This window comes from Citrobacter sp. ABFQG, assembly GCF_004322975.1.
Classification (GTDB): domain Bacteria; phylum Pseudomonadota; class Gammaproteobacteria; order Enterobacterales; family Enterobacteriaceae; genus Citrobacter; species Citrobacter freundii.
On sequence record NZ_CP036435.1, the window covers coordinates 2,267,554 to 2,281,523 of the forward strand.

At 52.3% G+C, this 13,970-nt stretch carries 13 protein-coding genes, 5 tRNA genes and 1 other RNA gene; 10 read left to right on the forward strand and 9 right to left on the reverse strand.

The annotated features are described in order from the left end of the window. Positions 1–5: 5 nt before the first annotated feature. The 8 genes from WN16_RS10990 to pnuC all read left to right on the forward strand — a co-directional run bounded on the left by WN16_RS10990 (position 6) and on the right by pnuC (position 2,919). Positions 6–81, forward strand: a tRNA-Lys gene (locus WN16_RS10990). Between the two features lie 137 nt (positions 82–218). Beyond that, positions 219–294 (forward strand) — tRNA-Val (locus WN16_RS10995). Between the two features lie 3 nt (positions 295–297). Next, positions 298–373: transfer RNA gene (locus WN16_RS11000), tRNA-Lys, on the forward strand. A 45-nt stretch (positions 374–418) separates the two neighbouring features. Continuing rightward, positions 419–494, forward strand: a tRNA-Lys gene (locus WN16_RS11005). 133 nt (positions 495–627) lie between these two features. Beyond that, positions 628–703, forward strand: a tRNA-Lys gene (locus WN16_RS11010). Between the two features lie 22 nt (positions 704–725). Continuing rightward, positions 726–859: non-coding RNA, RtT sRNA (locus WN16_RS11015), on the forward strand. A gap of 270 nt (positions 860–1,129) precedes the next feature. Next, positions 1,130–2,173: a quinolinate synthase NadA gene (nadA, locus tag WN16_RS11020; RefSeq protein WP_003837113.1), complete on the forward strand. Its 1,044-nt coding sequence runs from the start codon at positions 1,130–1,132 to the stop codon at positions 2,171–2,173. A 26-nt stretch (positions 2,174–2,199) separates the two neighbouring features. Then, a complete protein-coding gene (gene pnuC / locus WN16_RS11025) occupies positions 2,200–2,919 on the forward strand; it encodes a nicotinamide riboside transporter PnuC (RefSeq protein ID WP_003022990.1) in 720 nt (239 codons plus the stop codon). Here the strand turns inward: pnuC and zitB are convergent. Further along, on the reverse strand, positions 2,916–3,857 hold the full coding sequence (zitB, locus tag WN16_RS11030; protein ID WP_003022992.1) for a CDF family zinc transporter ZitB: 942 nt from the start codon (positions 3,855–3,857) through the stop codon (positions 2,916–2,918). The genes pnuC and zitB overlap by 4 nt on opposite strands. A gap of 113 nt (positions 3,858–3,970) precedes the next feature. After that, positions 3,971–4,345 carry a YbgS-like family protein gene (locus WN16_RS11035; protein WP_003022994.1) on the reverse strand — a complete coding sequence of 125 codons (375 nt, stop codon included), beginning with the start codon at positions 4,343–4,345 and terminating at the stop codon, positions 3,971–3,973. Positions 4,346–4,662: 317 nt separating this feature from the next. Here WN16_RS11035 and aroG point away from each other — a divergent pair, with 317 nt between their 5' ends. Continuing rightward, a complete protein-coding gene (aroG, locus tag WN16_RS11040) occupies positions 4,663–5,715 on the forward strand; it encodes a 3-deoxy-7-phosphoheptulonate synthase AroG (protein ID WP_003837108.1) in 1,053 nt (350 codons plus the stop codon). A 67-nt stretch (positions 5,716–5,782) separates the two neighbouring features. Here aroG and gpmA read toward each other — a convergent pair whose 3' ends face one another. The 7 genes from gpmA to modE all read right to left on the reverse strand — a co-directional run bounded on the left by gpmA (position 5,783) and on the right by modE (position 13,573). Beyond that, entirely contained in the window at positions 5,783–6,535 is a 753-nt protein-coding gene (gpmA, locus tag WN16_RS11045; protein ID WP_003022999.1) for a 2,3-diphosphoglycerate-dependent phosphoglycerate mutase, read from the reverse strand. 233 nt (positions 6,536–6,768) lie between these two features. Continuing rightward, positions 6,769–7,809, reverse strand: coding sequence for a galactose-1-epimerase (gene galM, locus WN16_RS11050; RefSeq protein WP_016149809.1), 1,041 nt, complete (start codon positions 7,807–7,809; stop codon positions 6,769–6,771). Next, positions 7,803–8,951 carry a galactokinase gene (galK, locus tag WN16_RS11055; protein WP_016149810.1) on the reverse strand — a complete coding sequence of 383 codons (1,149 nt, stop codon included), beginning with the start codon at positions 8,949–8,951 and terminating at the stop codon, positions 7,803–7,805. Before galK ends, galM begins: the two co-directional genes overlap by 7 nt. Before the next feature lie 3 nt (positions 8,952–8,954). After that, the gene (galT, locus tag WN16_RS11060) at positions 8,955–10,001 is read right to left on the reverse strand and encodes a galactose-1-phosphate uridylyltransferase (RefSeq protein WP_044701072.1); all 1,047 of its coding nucleotides are present in this window, start codon (positions 9,999–10,001) and stop codon (positions 8,955–8,957) included. A gap of 9 nt (positions 10,002–10,010) precedes the next feature. After that, positions 10,011–11,027 (reverse strand): UDP-glucose 4-epimerase GalE, encoded by a 1,017-nt coding sequence (galE, locus tag WN16_RS11065; protein ID WP_003837100.1) that lies wholly within the window; start codon positions 11,025–11,027, stop codon positions 10,011–10,013. A gap of 217 nt (positions 11,028–11,244) precedes the next feature. Next, positions 11,245–12,717, reverse strand: coding sequence for a molybdate ABC transporter ATP-binding protein ModF (modF, locus tag WN16_RS11070; protein ID WP_032938578.1), 1,473 nt, complete (start codon positions 12,715–12,717; stop codon positions 11,245–11,247). Between the two features lie 67 nt (positions 12,718–12,784). Beyond that, on the reverse strand, positions 12,785–13,573 hold the full coding sequence (modE, locus tag WN16_RS11075; protein WP_003023018.1) for a molybdenum-dependent transcriptional regulator: 789 nt from the start codon (positions 13,571–13,573) through the stop codon (positions 12,785–12,787). A gap of 130 nt (positions 13,574–13,703) precedes the next feature. Between modE and WN16_RS11080 the strand changes: the two genes are divergently transcribed. Next, positions 13,704–13,853 carry an AcrZ family multidrug efflux pump-associated protein gene (locus WN16_RS11080; protein WP_003023026.1) on the forward strand — a complete coding sequence of 50 codons (150 nt, stop codon included), beginning with the start codon at positions 13,704–13,706 and terminating at the stop codon, positions 13,851–13,853. Positions 13,854–13,970: the final 117 nt, after the last annotated feature.

A 13,970-nucleotide genomic window follows, 5' to 3' on the forward strand; every position in this document is an offset into this window, starting at 1 on the left:
AAAGTGGGTCGTTAGCTCAGTTGGTAGAGCAGTTGACTTTTAATCAATTGGTCGCAGGTTCGAATCCTGCACGACCCACCAATCGCTAAGGTGGAACGCGATTGTAAAACGTGAAGGATAACGTTGCGTAAGCAACGGCCCGTAGGGCGAGACGAAGTCGAGTCATCCTGCACGACCCACCACTAACTCAGTTAGTAAGTAGTATCCAGCGTAGTATCGGGTGATTAGCTCAGCTGGGAGAGCACCTCCCTTACAAGGAGGGGGTCGGCGGTTCGATCCCGTCATCACCCACCACTCGGGGCGTTAGCTCAGTTGGTAGAGCAGTTGACTTTTAATCAATTGGTCGCAGGTTCGAATCCTGCACGCCCCACCAATTTATTGGTGGTACCGAGTAAAAATTTTCAGGTTATACCCGAGCGGGTCGTTAGCTCAGTTGGTAGAGCAGTTGACTTTTAATCAATTGGTCGCAGGTTCGAATCCTGCACGACCCACCAATCGCTAAGGTGGAACGCGATTGTAAAACGTGAAGGATAACGTTGCGTAAGCAACGGCCCGTAGGGCGAGGCAAAGCCGAGTCATCCTGCACGCCCCACCATCCTGAAAGTATAAAGAAGTAAACCCCATAAGGGGGCGTTAGCTCAGTTGGTAGAGCAGTTGACTTTTAATCAATTGGTCGCAGGTTCGAATCCTGCACGCCCCACCAGTGTAAAAAAGCGCCCTAAAGGCGCTTTTTTGCTATGCGCAGGATTTCATGATTCGAACCTGCAGCAGGTTCGGGTCTCACGAAGTGAGACAACGGAGCCGTTTACGGCGATGGCCCGAAGGGCGAGCGTAGCGAGTCATCCTGCACGCCCCACCAGTGTAAAAAGGCGCCTTTTTGCTATTCGCAGAATCAACGATTCGAACCTGCTTGCCTGATGCGCTTCGCTTATCAGTCCTACAGACGACACTATTCACGTAGGCCGGATAAGACGTCAGTCGCCATCCGGCATTCATCACACGCAATTATTGTGACTTTCTTACGCCAATCCGCTATCTTGTTTAGCATATAAAACAAATCTAACCGAATACGGCGTGCGTCACGCTTTTAATCGGTTATTTCGTTAAGCTAGTAAAACGAGAAAGCAAGATGAGCGTGATGTTTGATCCAGAAGCAGCAATTTATCCGTTTCCGCCGAAGCCAGCCCCGCTGAGTGTGGATGAAAAGCAATTTTATCGTGAAAAAATCAAGCGCCTGTTGAAAGAGCGTGATGCCGTTATGGTCGCGCACTATTACACCGATCCTGAAATTCAGCAATTGGCCGAAGAGACCGGTGGCTGTATTTCTGATTCTCTGGAGATGGCGCGGTTCGGCTCAAAACATTCTGCCTCTACGCTGTTGGTTGCAGGAGTGAGGTTTATGGGGGAAACCGCCAAAATCCTCAGCCCGGAAAAGACCATCCTGATGCCGACCTTACAGGCGGAATGTTCATTAGATCTGGGTTGTCCGATTGATGCTTTCAGCGCGTTTTGCGATGCGCATCCTGATCGTACCGTGGTGGTTTACGCCAATACCTCCGCTGCCGTTAAAGCGCGGGCGGACTGGGTTGTCACGTCCAGTATCGCGGTAGAACTTATTGAGCATCTTGATAGTTTAGGTGAAAAGATCATCTGGGCTCCGGACAGACATCTGGGCAACTACGTGCAAAAACAGACCGGTGCAGACGTTCTTTGTTGGCAGGGGGCCTGTATCGTCCACGACGAATTTAAAACTCAGGCTTTAACACGCATGAAGGGGCTTTACCCTGATGCTGCGGTGTTGGTGCACCCGGAGTCCCCTCAGTCTATCGTTGATATGGCCGATGCGGTTGGCTCAACCAGCCAGTTAATCAACGCAGCTAAATCGTTACCGCATCAACAGCTGATTGTGGCGACTGACCGGGGCATTTTTTACAAAATGCAGCAGGCCGTTCCGGATAAAGAATTGCTTGAAGCGCCGACGGCTGGCGAGGGGGCAACCTGTCGCAGCTGTGCGCATTGTCCGTGGATGGCGATGAACGGCCTCAAGGCGATTGCTGAGGGCCTGGAACAAGGCGGAGCGGCTCATGAGATACATGTTGATGCTGCGCTGCGAGAAGGGGCGTTGTTGCCGTTAAACCGCATGTTGGAATTTGCGGCTACACTTCGAGCTTAATTAATTTTTTTGCTCTGGGGGAAAAGATGGACTTTTTTAGCACGCAGAACATTCTGGTACATATTCCGATCGGCGCTGGCGGTTACGATCTGTCGTGGATCGAAGCTGTGGGGACGATCGCCGGGTTGCTGTGTATTGGTCTGGCGAGTCTTGAGAAAATAAGCAATTACTTCTTCGGCCTGATAAACGTCACGCTGTTTGCGATTATCTTCTTTCAGATCCAGCTCTATGCAAGCCTGTTGCTGCAAGTTTTCTTCTTTGCCGCCAACATCTACGGCTGGTATGCCTGGTCCAGGCAAACTAACCAGCATGAAGCGGAACTGAAAATTCGCTGGCTGCCGTTACCAAAAGCGATCGGCTGGCTGGCGGCTTGCGTGGTAGCGATCGGTCTGATGTCGGTCTATATCGATCCGGTCTTTGCATTCCTGACCCGCATTGCGGTGAACATTATGCAGGCATTAGGATTACAGGTTGTTGTGCCTGAGTTGCAACCCGATGCATTCCCGTTCTGGGACTCCTGCATGATGGTGTTGTCGATTGCGGCGATGATCCTGATGACGCGCAAATACGTCGAAAACTGGCTGCTGTGGGTGATCATTAACGTAATAAGCGTAGTGATTTTCGCCCTACAAGGCGTATATGCCATGTCGCTGGAGTATATGATCCTGACGGTTATCGCCCTGAATGGTAGCAGGATGTGGATTAACAGCGCGCGTGAGCGGGGTTCCCGCGCGCTGTCCCATTAATGGTGATGATGTGAATGGCCGGACACGCCTTGGTACAGGTGGCAGTCCGGCCCATTGCACGGCTGATACTCCATCTGGATCGTCGCGTGTTCAATCTGGTAGTGGTGGATAAGGAAATGCTGAATACGTTCCAGCAGGGCATCATGATCGTGCGGCGGGATCACCTGCACATGCAGCGTCATTACCGGTTTTTCACCCACCATCCAGACATGGACATGGTGTACATTGCGGACTTCGGGGATATCCCGGCTGAGATGGCGCTGCAGTGCGGCAATATCCAGCGTCAGCGGGGCACCTTCCAGTAATTCATTAACGCTATCCTTTAACAGTCGCCAGGCGCTGCGCAGTACCAGCACGGAAACCAGAATCGAGAGAATCGGGTCCGCAGGCGTCCAGCCCGTCCAGATAATAATAAGCGCAGCGATGATCGCCCCGACCGAGCCGAGTAAATCGCCCATCACATGTAGTGCCGCGGCGCGGACGTTCAGGTTTTTCTCCTCACTGCCGCGGTGTAGAACCCAAAAAGCCAGCACGTTGGCGAGTAAACCCGCGACAGCTATAACCATCATCATGCCGCCTGCCACGGGGCGGGGCGTATGGAAGCGCTCAATGGCTTCCCAGACGATTAAAATGGTGATCACGACCAATGCGATGGCATTAACAAACGCGGCCAGTGTCGTGAGCCTCAGCCAGCCGAAGGTGTGTCGTATTGTGGGCGGTCGATGGGAAAACCGGACGGCCAGCAGCGCGAAAAGGAGCGCTGCGGCATCAGTGAGCATATGCCCGGCATCAGCCAGCAAGGCCAGTGAACCTGAAAGTATTCCACCTACCACTTCAACCAACATAAATCCGGCTGTAATGCAGAATGCAAACATCAAGCGGCGGGCATTATTGTCCTTGGGTTGCTCAGAGGAATTATGAGTATGCGAGTGCGCCATTATGCCATCCCTTTGTTATTCTCATCTTTACTGTATGCCATCATACCGTTTTTGGGATGATAAAATTAAAAAGGAGAGCTATTGCTCTCCCGTTATTAGCTTTATTTTCAGCGTTACTGCGTAGTGCCATCAGTTTTTGTCTCGGCATCATTATTAATGCCGTTTCCGGTCTCAACCTTCTTATTCACATCAGGGCAGCGACCGTCCTTACACATGGTGTTCTTGTGCATCTCGTCTTTGGTCATCCCTTCATGGTTCATTGATGAACCGTTCGGGTGCAGCATTGTGCCACCCGAATTCACGTTACTGTTGTCGACGTTATTTGGTGCCACGTTTTCACGTGCGTCTGGGGCGACCTGACCGGCGTCCGCCGAGGAATTTGCCTGGCCGTTATTGGACTGCGTATTGGTTTCAGCAGCCAGCGCCGCGCCGCTGGCGAGGCTGAGTGTAGCGGTAAGAAAGAGTGAAGCCAGCTTTGTCATATGCATAATATGCTCCTGTTATGGTCGATATGTCGGATAACGTCTTCCAACAGTGCATGTGCCAGTTACATCATCAATATGTGGTTAATAGTTTTGCCTGAGAAATTAAACCCAGCATAGAATCTTGAAATTTATGAAAATTAAAGCTGTTACAGTTATAAATTGTAGGTTGGATCTCGTTTTTCGCTACTTTATTGTGTTTTTTTGGCCAATTCCAGGATTAATCCGTCCAAAGTGTAAAACCCCGTTTACACTTTATGACTGAAGATATAGATTGGAGGGATTGCATTCATTTATATAAGTATGGCAACGCTGGAATAATCATGAATTATCAGAACGACGATTTACGCATTAAAGAGATCAACGAGTTATTACCGCCAGTCGCATTGCTGGAAAAATTCCCCGCTACTGAAAATGCCGCAAACACGGTGGCTCATGCCCGTAAAGCGATTCATAAAATTCTGAAAGGAAGCGATGATCGCCTGTTAGTGGTAATTGGGCCGTGCTCTATTCATGATCCGGCAGCCGCTAAAGAGTACGCCGCCCGCCTGCTGGCGCTGCGCGAAGAGTTAAAAGGCGAGCTTGAAATTGTCATGCGCGTCTATTTTGAAAAACCGCGAACCACCGTCGGCTGGAAAGGGCTTATCAACGATCCGCATATGGACAACAGCTTCCAAATCAACGATGGGCTGCGCATTGCACGTAAATTGCTGCTGGATATCAATGATAGCGGATTGCCGGCTGCGGGTGAGTTCCTCGATATGATCACGCCGCAATACCTTGCCGATCTGATGAGCTGGGGCGCGATTGGGGCTCGTACCACGGAATCTCAGGTACACCGCGAGCTGGCATCAGGTCTGTCTTGCCCGGTTGGTTTTAAAAACGGTACCGATGGCACGATCAAAGTTGCGATTGATGCAATCAACGCAGCAGGGGCGCCACACTGCTTCCTGTCTGTGACCAAATGGGGTCATTCAGCGATCGTGAATACCAGCGGTAACGGCGATTGCCATATTATTTTGCGCGGCGGCAAAGAACCTAACTACAGCGCTCAGCACGTTGCCGACGTGAAAGAAGGTCTGATCAAAGCAGGGCTCTCTGCACAAGTGATGATCGACTTTAGCCATGCCAACTCCTGCAAGCAGTTCAAAAAGCAGATGGATGTTGCGAAAGACGTTTGCGGACAAGTCGCTGGTGGAGAAAAAGCGATTATTGGCGTGATGATCGAAAGCCATCTGGTCGAGGGTAATCAGAACCCGGATAGCGGCGAGCCGCTGACCTACGGTAAGAGCATCACTGACGCCTGCATTGGCTGGGAAGACACCGATGCGGTGCTGCGCCAGTTGGCGGATGCGGTAAAAGCGCGTCGCGGTTAAAACGTTAGCCTTCCAGAAAAATAAAAAAGCGCGGATAATCCGCGCTTTTTTATGTGTCGCGAAGAAATTACTTCGCTTTACCCTGGTTCGCAACGGCCGCAGCTTTTGCGGCGATCTCGTCAGCGTTACCCAGATAGTAGTGTTTGATCGGTTTGAAGTTTTCGTCGAACTCATATACCAGCGGTACGCCGGTCGGAATGTTCAGTTCAAGGATCTCATCTTCGCCCATGTTATCCAGGTATTTAACCAGCGCACGCAGAGAGTTACCGTGAGCGGCGATAATCACACGCTCACCGCTTTTCATGCGCGGCAGAATGGTTTCGTTCCAGTAGGGGATAACGCGATCGATGGTCAGCGCCAGGCTTTCGGTAACCGGTAACTCTTTGTCGGTCAGCTTCGCATAACGCGGATCGTGACCCGGATAACGCTCGTCATCTTTGGTCAGTTCCGGTGGCGTTACCGCAAAGCCGCGACGCCATTGTTTAACCTGCTCGTCACCGTATTTTTCAGCGGTTTCAGCTTTGTTCAGACCCTGCAGCGCGCCGTAATGACGTTCGTTCAGTTTCCAGGATTTCTCAACTGGCAGCCAGGCCTGATCCAGTTCGTCCAGTACGTTCCACAGGGTGTGAATGGCACGTTTCAGCACAGAGGTATAAGCAAAATCGAAGCTGTAGCCTTCCTCTTTCAGCAGTTTACCTGCCGCTTTTGCTTCGCCCACACCTTTCTCGGACAGATCAACGTCATACCAACCGGTAAAACGGTTCTCGTTGTTCCACTGACTTTCACCGTGACGTACCAGAACCAGCTTAGTTACAGCCATACACTCACTCCTATAAATCATATTTAATGATAATAATTCTCATTATATTGCCGTAATGCGTCAGCGGCAATCCTTACGCATAACCATAGCGAAAATAGCGCCACAGTGTAAGGTTCTTGTGAACTCAAGGTTGCGATTTTGTCTTTGAACGGTGGGGATTTGAGCGGTTCTACTGTGATAAACAAGCAACAGGCCCGATACGTTACGTCATCGGGCCTGGGAGGGGGGAACAATTAAGCTGGAATAAACCGGTATTCCGTCACGCTGGCGTACTCTTCGCCAGGACGCAGGAAGCAGTCTGGCTGCGGCCATTCCGGATGGTTCGGGCTGTCCGGCAGGAACTCGCTTTCCAGTGCCAGACCTTGCCAGTCGGCGTAGGCATCAGGACCACGGGATGGCGTACCGCCGAGGAAATTCCCGGAATAAAACTGTAATGCCGGGGCGGAGGTGTAGACCTCCATCTGCAGTTTTTCATCCTGGGACCACAGTCGAGCGACCGGCGTATGCGTATTGCCCTGTGCCTGGAGCAGGAAGGCGTGATCGTAACCTTTTACCTTGCGCTGATCGTCATCGGCAAGAAATTCACTGCTGATGATCTTAGGCGTACGGAAATCGAAAGTGCTACCAGCGACGGATTTCAGTCCGTCGTGCGGGATGCCCATTTCATCAACCGGCAAGTACTCGTCGGCGAGGATTTGCAGCTTGTGTTGGCGCACATCCGTTTTGTCACCGTCGAGGTTGAAATAAACGTGATTCGTCAGATTCACCGGGCAGGGCTTATCGACCGTGGCGCGGTAGGTTATCGAAATACGATTATCGTCAGTCAGGCGATACTGCACGGTAGCGCAAAGATGGCCAGGGAAGCCCTGATCGCCATCGTCAGACGTTAAGGCGAACAGCACCTGGCGGTCATTTTGATTGACTATCTGCCAGCGACGTTTGTCAAAACCGTCCGGCCCGCCGTGCAGCTGGTTGTCGCCCTGACTTGGTATTAATTCAACGGTTTCGCCAGCAAATGTATAGCGGCTGTTGGCGATACGGTTAGCGTAGCGACCAATCGAGGCCCCCAGAAATGCAGCCTGTCCCGGGTATTGTTCCGGGCTGGCACAACCGAGTAATGCTTCGCGCACGCTATCATCGCTGAGCGGAATACGCGCAGAGAGTAGGGTCGCGCCCCAGTCCATCAGCGTGACCACCATCCCTGCGTCATTGCGCAGGGTGAGCAGGCGAAACGGCTGACCGTCCGGAGCCTGCACGGGGATTTCGTTTAACATTGTCCGGCTCCTTGAGAAGGTTTGCAGACGTAGAATGTTTCTTTAATTCCAGTTTTTGCTTCGTACTGCTCAGCTACAGCTTGCTGTACGGCTGGCACCAAATCTTGCGGGATCAGCGCCACTATACAGCCGCCGAAGCCGCCGCCGGTCATGCGTACACCGCCTTTATCGCCAATGGTCGCTTTGACAATCTCAACCAGCGTATCAATTTGCGGCACGGTAATTTCAAAGTCATCGCGCATTGAGGCGTGAGATTCCGCCATCAGTTGGCCCATACGCAGCAGGTCGCCTTTTTCCAGCGCCTGTGCTGCTTCAACGGTACGCGCATTTTCCGTGATCACGTGGCGAACGCGTTTGGCGACGATCGGATCCAATTCGTGGGCGACGGCGTTAAACGCTTCAAGGTTAACATCACGCAGCGCTGGCTGCTGGAAGAAACGCGCGCCGGTTTCACACTGTTCGCGACGGGTGTTGTATTCGCTACCGACCAGCGTACGTTTAAAGTTACTGTTGATGATCACCACCGCTACGCCCTCAGGCATAGAAACTGCTTTGGTGCCAAGCGTTCGGCAGTCGATCAGTAGCGCATGATCTTTCTTACCAAGTGCCGAGATCAACTGATCCATAATGCCGCAGTTACAGCCGACAAACTGGTTTTCAGCTTCCTGACCGTTCAGGGCTATCTGCGCGCCGTCGAGCGGCAGATGATAGAGCTGCTGGAATACCGTACCCACAGCGACTTCCAGCGAGGCAGAAGAACTTAACCCCGCGCCCTGTGGGACGTTACCGCTGATCACCAGATCAGCGCCGCCAAAGGTGTTATTGCGCTTTTGCAGATGTTTCACTACGCCACGCACGTAGTTTGACCACTGCTGGCTGTCGTGGGCGATAATCGGCGCATCAAGCGAGAACTCATCAATCTGATTGTCGTAATCAGCGGCGATCACGCGGACTTTTCGATCGTCGCGTGCCGCACAACTGATAACGGTTTGATAGTCGATGGCGCAAGGCAGAACGAAGCCGTCGTTATAATCGGTATGCTCGCCGATCAGGTTTACACGACCCGGTGCCTGAATAGTATGGGTGGCAGGGTAGCCAAATGTTTCTGCAAACAGAGATTGTGTTTTTTCTTTCAGACTCATTATTTAAACTCCGGATTCGCGAAAATGGATGTCGCTGACCGCACGCAGTCGTTCAGCCGCTTGTTCTGCCGTCAGGTCGCGCTGGGTTTCTGCCAGCATTTCATATCCGACCATAAATTTACGCACAGTCGCGGAACGCAGCAGCGGCGGATAAAAGTGTGCATGCAACTGCCAGTGTTGGTTTTCTTCACCGTTAAACGGTGCGCCGTGCCAGCCCATGGAGTAGGGGAATGAACACTGGAACAGATTGTCATAACGACTGGTCAGTTTTTTCAACGCCAGCGCCAGGTCAGCCCGCTGTTCGTCGCTCAAATCGGTAATACGCAGCACATGCGCTTTCGGCAGCAGCAGCGTTTCGAACGGCCACGCGGCCCAGTAAGGTACAACCGCCAGCCAGTGCTCGGTTTCAACAACCGTACGGCTGCCATCCGCCAGTTCTCGCTGGACGTAATCAACGAGCATTGGCGCGCCTTGTTCGGCGAAGTACGCTTTCTGCAGGCGATCTTCACGTTCGGCTTCGTTAGGCAAAAAGCTGTTGGCCCAAATTTGTCCGTGTGGGTGTGGGTTCGAGCACCCCATCGCTGCGCCTTTATTCTCAAATACCTGCACCCAGGGATAGGTTTTCCCTAAGTCTTCGGTCTGCTCCTGCCACGTTTTTACGATTTCTGTCAGTGCAGGGACGCTGAGTTCCGGCAACGTTTTGCTGTGATCGGGTGAGAAGCAAATCACGCGGCTGGTACCGCGCGCGCTCTGGCAGTGCATCAACGGATCGTGACTGTCCGGCGCGTCGGGGGTATCGGACATCAGCGCCGCAAAGTCATTGGTAAAGACATAGGTCCCGGTGTAATCCGGGTTTTTGTCGCCGGTAACGCGCGTATTGCCAGCGCACAGGAAGCAGTCCGGGTCATGTGCAGGTAGTACCTGCTTAGACGGAGTTTCCTGCGCCCCTTGCCACGGGCGTTTGGCGCGATGCGGTGATACGAGGATCCACTGCCCGGTGAGCGGGTTAAAACGGCGGTGTGGATGATCGACAGGATTGAATTGCGTCATGATTGGTCCTTAATCCGAATATCCCTGTGGGTGGCGTGACTGCCAGTGCCAGGTATCTTGTGCCATTTCATCCAATGTGCGGGTCACGCGCCAGTTGAGCTCGCGATCGGCTTTGCTGGCATCAGCCCAGTAGGCTGGAAGATCGCCTTCACGGCGCGGGGCGAAGTGGTAATTCACCGGTTTACCACAGGCTTTGCTGAAGGCGTGGACCACGTCCAGCACGCTGCTGCCGATGCCTGCACCGAGGTTATAAATATGCACACCCTGAATGCCTGCCAGTTTTTCCATGGCGGCAACGTGGCCGTCGGCGAGATCCATCACATGGATGTAGTCGCGTACGCCGGTGCCATCTTCAGTAGGGTAGTCATTGCCAAATATGGCAAGAGACTCGCGGCGGCCAACGGCAACCTGCGCGATGTAAGGCATCAGGTTGTTTGGAATACCTTGCGGATCTTCCCCCATATCTCCTGACGGATGAGCGCCAACAGGGTTAAAGTAGCGCAGCAGGGCAATGCTCCAGTCGGGCTGAGCTTTTTGCAGATCGGTCAGGATCTGTTCCACCATCAGCTTGCTTTTGCCGTACGGACTTTGTGGCGTGCCGGTGGGGAAGCTTTCAACGTAAGGAATTTGCGGCTGATCGCCATAGACGGTCGCGGAGGAGCTGAAAATGAAGTTTTTCACGTTGGCTGCGCGCATTGCATTCACCAGACGCAGAGTGCCGTTGACGTTGTTGTCATAGTACTCCAGCGGCTTGGCAACGGATTCTCCAACGGCTTTTAAACCGGCAAAATGGATGACCGTATCAATGGCATGATCGTGCAGAATTTCGGTTATCAGCGCTTCGTTACGGATGTCTCCTTCCACGAAGGTCGGATGCTTGCCGCCTAAACGCTCAATGACGGGCAGTACGCTGCGCTTGCTGTTGCAGAGATTATCCAGGATCACCACCTCGTGACCGTTTTTCAGCAACTGCACGCAAGTGTGGCTTCCAATGTAACCGCTACCACCTGTAACCAATACTCTCATAATTCGCTCCGTTAAGCCTATGGTATGCAATAACCATAGCATAACAAAGATGCGAAAAGTGTGACACGGAATAAATTAGTGGAATCGTTTACACTCCAGGATTTTCACTCGACGCTGCTAGTTAATTTATTATAAATCATTATGTTAGGTTGTTATTACAGCGATTGTCTGAAAAAAAAGCAGAAAAAAGGGCGTGATAAACGCCCTGGCATGAAAATTAACGCAGAGAAGTTTGTCGATAGCCGTAGATATCTCCCTCGGGTACAAACTCTAGCCGATGGGTAATGCAGGCCGGGGCATCTTCGGCGTGATGAGAGACGAACAAAAGCTGAGTTTCGCCTTCACCGATCAGGACATCCACAAACCGACGGATCAGTTGGCGGTTGAGCGGATCTAATCCTTGCAAGGGTTCATCGAGGATCAGCAATGTAGGATGTTTCACCAGAGCACGAACAATCAATGCCAGCCGCTGTTGTCCCCAGGAAAGACTATGAAATGGCGCATCCGCGGTACGTTTATCGATGCCAAGAATATCCAGCCACTGCTGTACCAGCTTGTGCTGCCTGTCGGAGACGGCCTGATAAATGCCGATTGAATCGAAATAACCGGAGAGAATAACGTTGCGAACTGTTGTACTTACCCGGTAATCCAAATGCAGACTGCTGCTGACATAGCCAATGTGTTTTTTGATATCCCAGATAGTTTCACCGCTGCCCCGGCGTCGGCCAAACAGGGTCAGGTCGTTGCTATATCCCTGGGGATGATCGCCGGTGATTAAACTGAGCAGGGTTGATTTCCCCGCACCGTTGGGGCCGACGATTTGCCAGTGTTCCCCCGGATTTACTCGCCAGCTCAGATGATGCAGGATAGGGCGATCGTTATACGAGACGGTGCCATCGTTAAGCACAATGCGCGGCTCGTTATCTGACAATGTGTGGCGTACTGAAGGCTCATCCGGCTCAGGTAACTGGATGCCTTCCAGCCGCTCGCTATGGGCAAGCTGAGCGATTAATGCTTGTTGCAGAAGGTCGATTTTTGCGCCGGTTTCCGTCAGTGTGCAATCGGCAAGCACGCCGGCAAACTGCACGAATTCGGGAATTTCATCAAAGCGATTAAGCACCAGTACCAGCGTTAAACCGGCCTGGTGCAGCTCATCGAGCAGTTCTGCTAACTGGCGGCGGGACGCGACGTCCAGCCCGTCAAAGGGTTCATCAAGGATCAGCAAATCTGGCGTGGACATTAATGCCTGGCAGAGCAGAGTTTTGCGTGTTTCACCGGTGGAAAGGTATTTGAAACGCCTGTTGAGTAGGGCTGAAATGCCAAACTGCTGCGCCAGCGCAGCGCAGCGGGCGGGATCGTTGACCTCATCCTGAATGATTTCTGCGGTGGTGCGCCCTGTGTCGTCTTCACCGGGACTAAGAAGATCGGTGTTGTTCCGCTGCCACTCGTCGCTGACCAGCTTTTGGAGCTGCTCAAAGGAGAGTCGGGTAATACGTGTGAACTGGCAGCGGCGTTCGCCTTTCAGGAGCGGCAACTCGCCCGCCAGCGCGCGGGCCAGCGCAGATTTCCCGCTACCATTAGAGCCAACAAACGCCCAGCTATCACCCGCGTTTAACGTCAACGCATCTAACTGGAGCGTTTTTGTGTCGCTAAGACGAAACATGCCTTGCGAAATTTGCAACGATGACATTTTGTATCCCATTATTTGCAGCGATGAATAACAGGGATACGTGTTCTTCAGGCTGATGTCAATTAACTCAGCACAGTGTGGCGATAATCACTCTGTCCGCATTAAAATATGCTGTGACGTTAGCGCCTTCAGTTAATGTGTGGGTCTGATCTATCGGCAACGTCGCGCAGAGCGTCTGGCCGTCTGGCAACGTCATCAGCACTTCACACTGTTCCGCACCGCGTTCAATATGGCTAATCGTGCCCTGCAACTGGTTATCGGCAGCCTGAGCGATGGCGTCGTCCTGAGTGATTCCCACCCACGGCGCTTTCAGCAGAATCAGTACTTCTTTGCCTTCCTCAAGACCCAGACGCTCGCCGCTTTGCGCAGTGATTGCCACTTTCAGGCGCGTTTCGCCATCGGCCAGCAGGACGTCAACATGCTGCTGGACCTGATCGTGGTCGCGAGCGGTAATAGTGCCAAACCACTGGTTACGGGCGCTGGTTTGCAGTGAAAAACGCGAGATAGCTGCCAGCAGGCTGTTGAGCGGTAGCGCATCGTCATCGCTCAAAACATCAAAAGCTTTTTGTTGGATTTGCGCCAGTAAATCATATAACTGGATTAAACGTTGGCCATAGCGCGTTAACACCGCGCCACCGCCGCCTTTACCGCCTGTGGCACGTTCAACCAGCGTCTGCTCGCTGAGCTGGTTCATTTCGTTAATCGCATCCCAGGCGCTTTTGTAGCTGATACCTGCATCCTTCGCGCCCTGACTGATGGAACCGGAAAGCGCAATGTGCTTAAGCAGAGAAATGCGACGGGGATCAGCAAACAGTTTTTGCTGAAGTTTCAGCGTAAGAAGGATTTCGGCCTGCATCACAAGCTCCTGGCAAAAAAGGGTATTGTGACGGAAAACCGTGCCTGAGCAAAGCCGACCGCACAAAAGGGGAGTGCTTTTCTGCGTTATGTGGTTAGAATACAACTAAGGACTATATCTGGAGTTGACCATGTTAGAGTTATTGAAAAGTCTGGTATTCGCCGTAATCATGGTACCTGTGGTAATGGCCATCATTCTGGGTCTGATTTACGGACTGGGTGAAGTGTTCAACATTTTCTCCGGTATCGGTCAGAAAGACCAGTCCAGACAGAATCATTGATTCCCCAAACGCCCGCTCAGTCGGGCGTTTATATTTTTAGCCTTCCTACTCGTTTTCTCTCGCTACAGTTTCTCAAGATCCTGCTTTCCCTGCCGATATTTTCTTTGTGTAACCTCT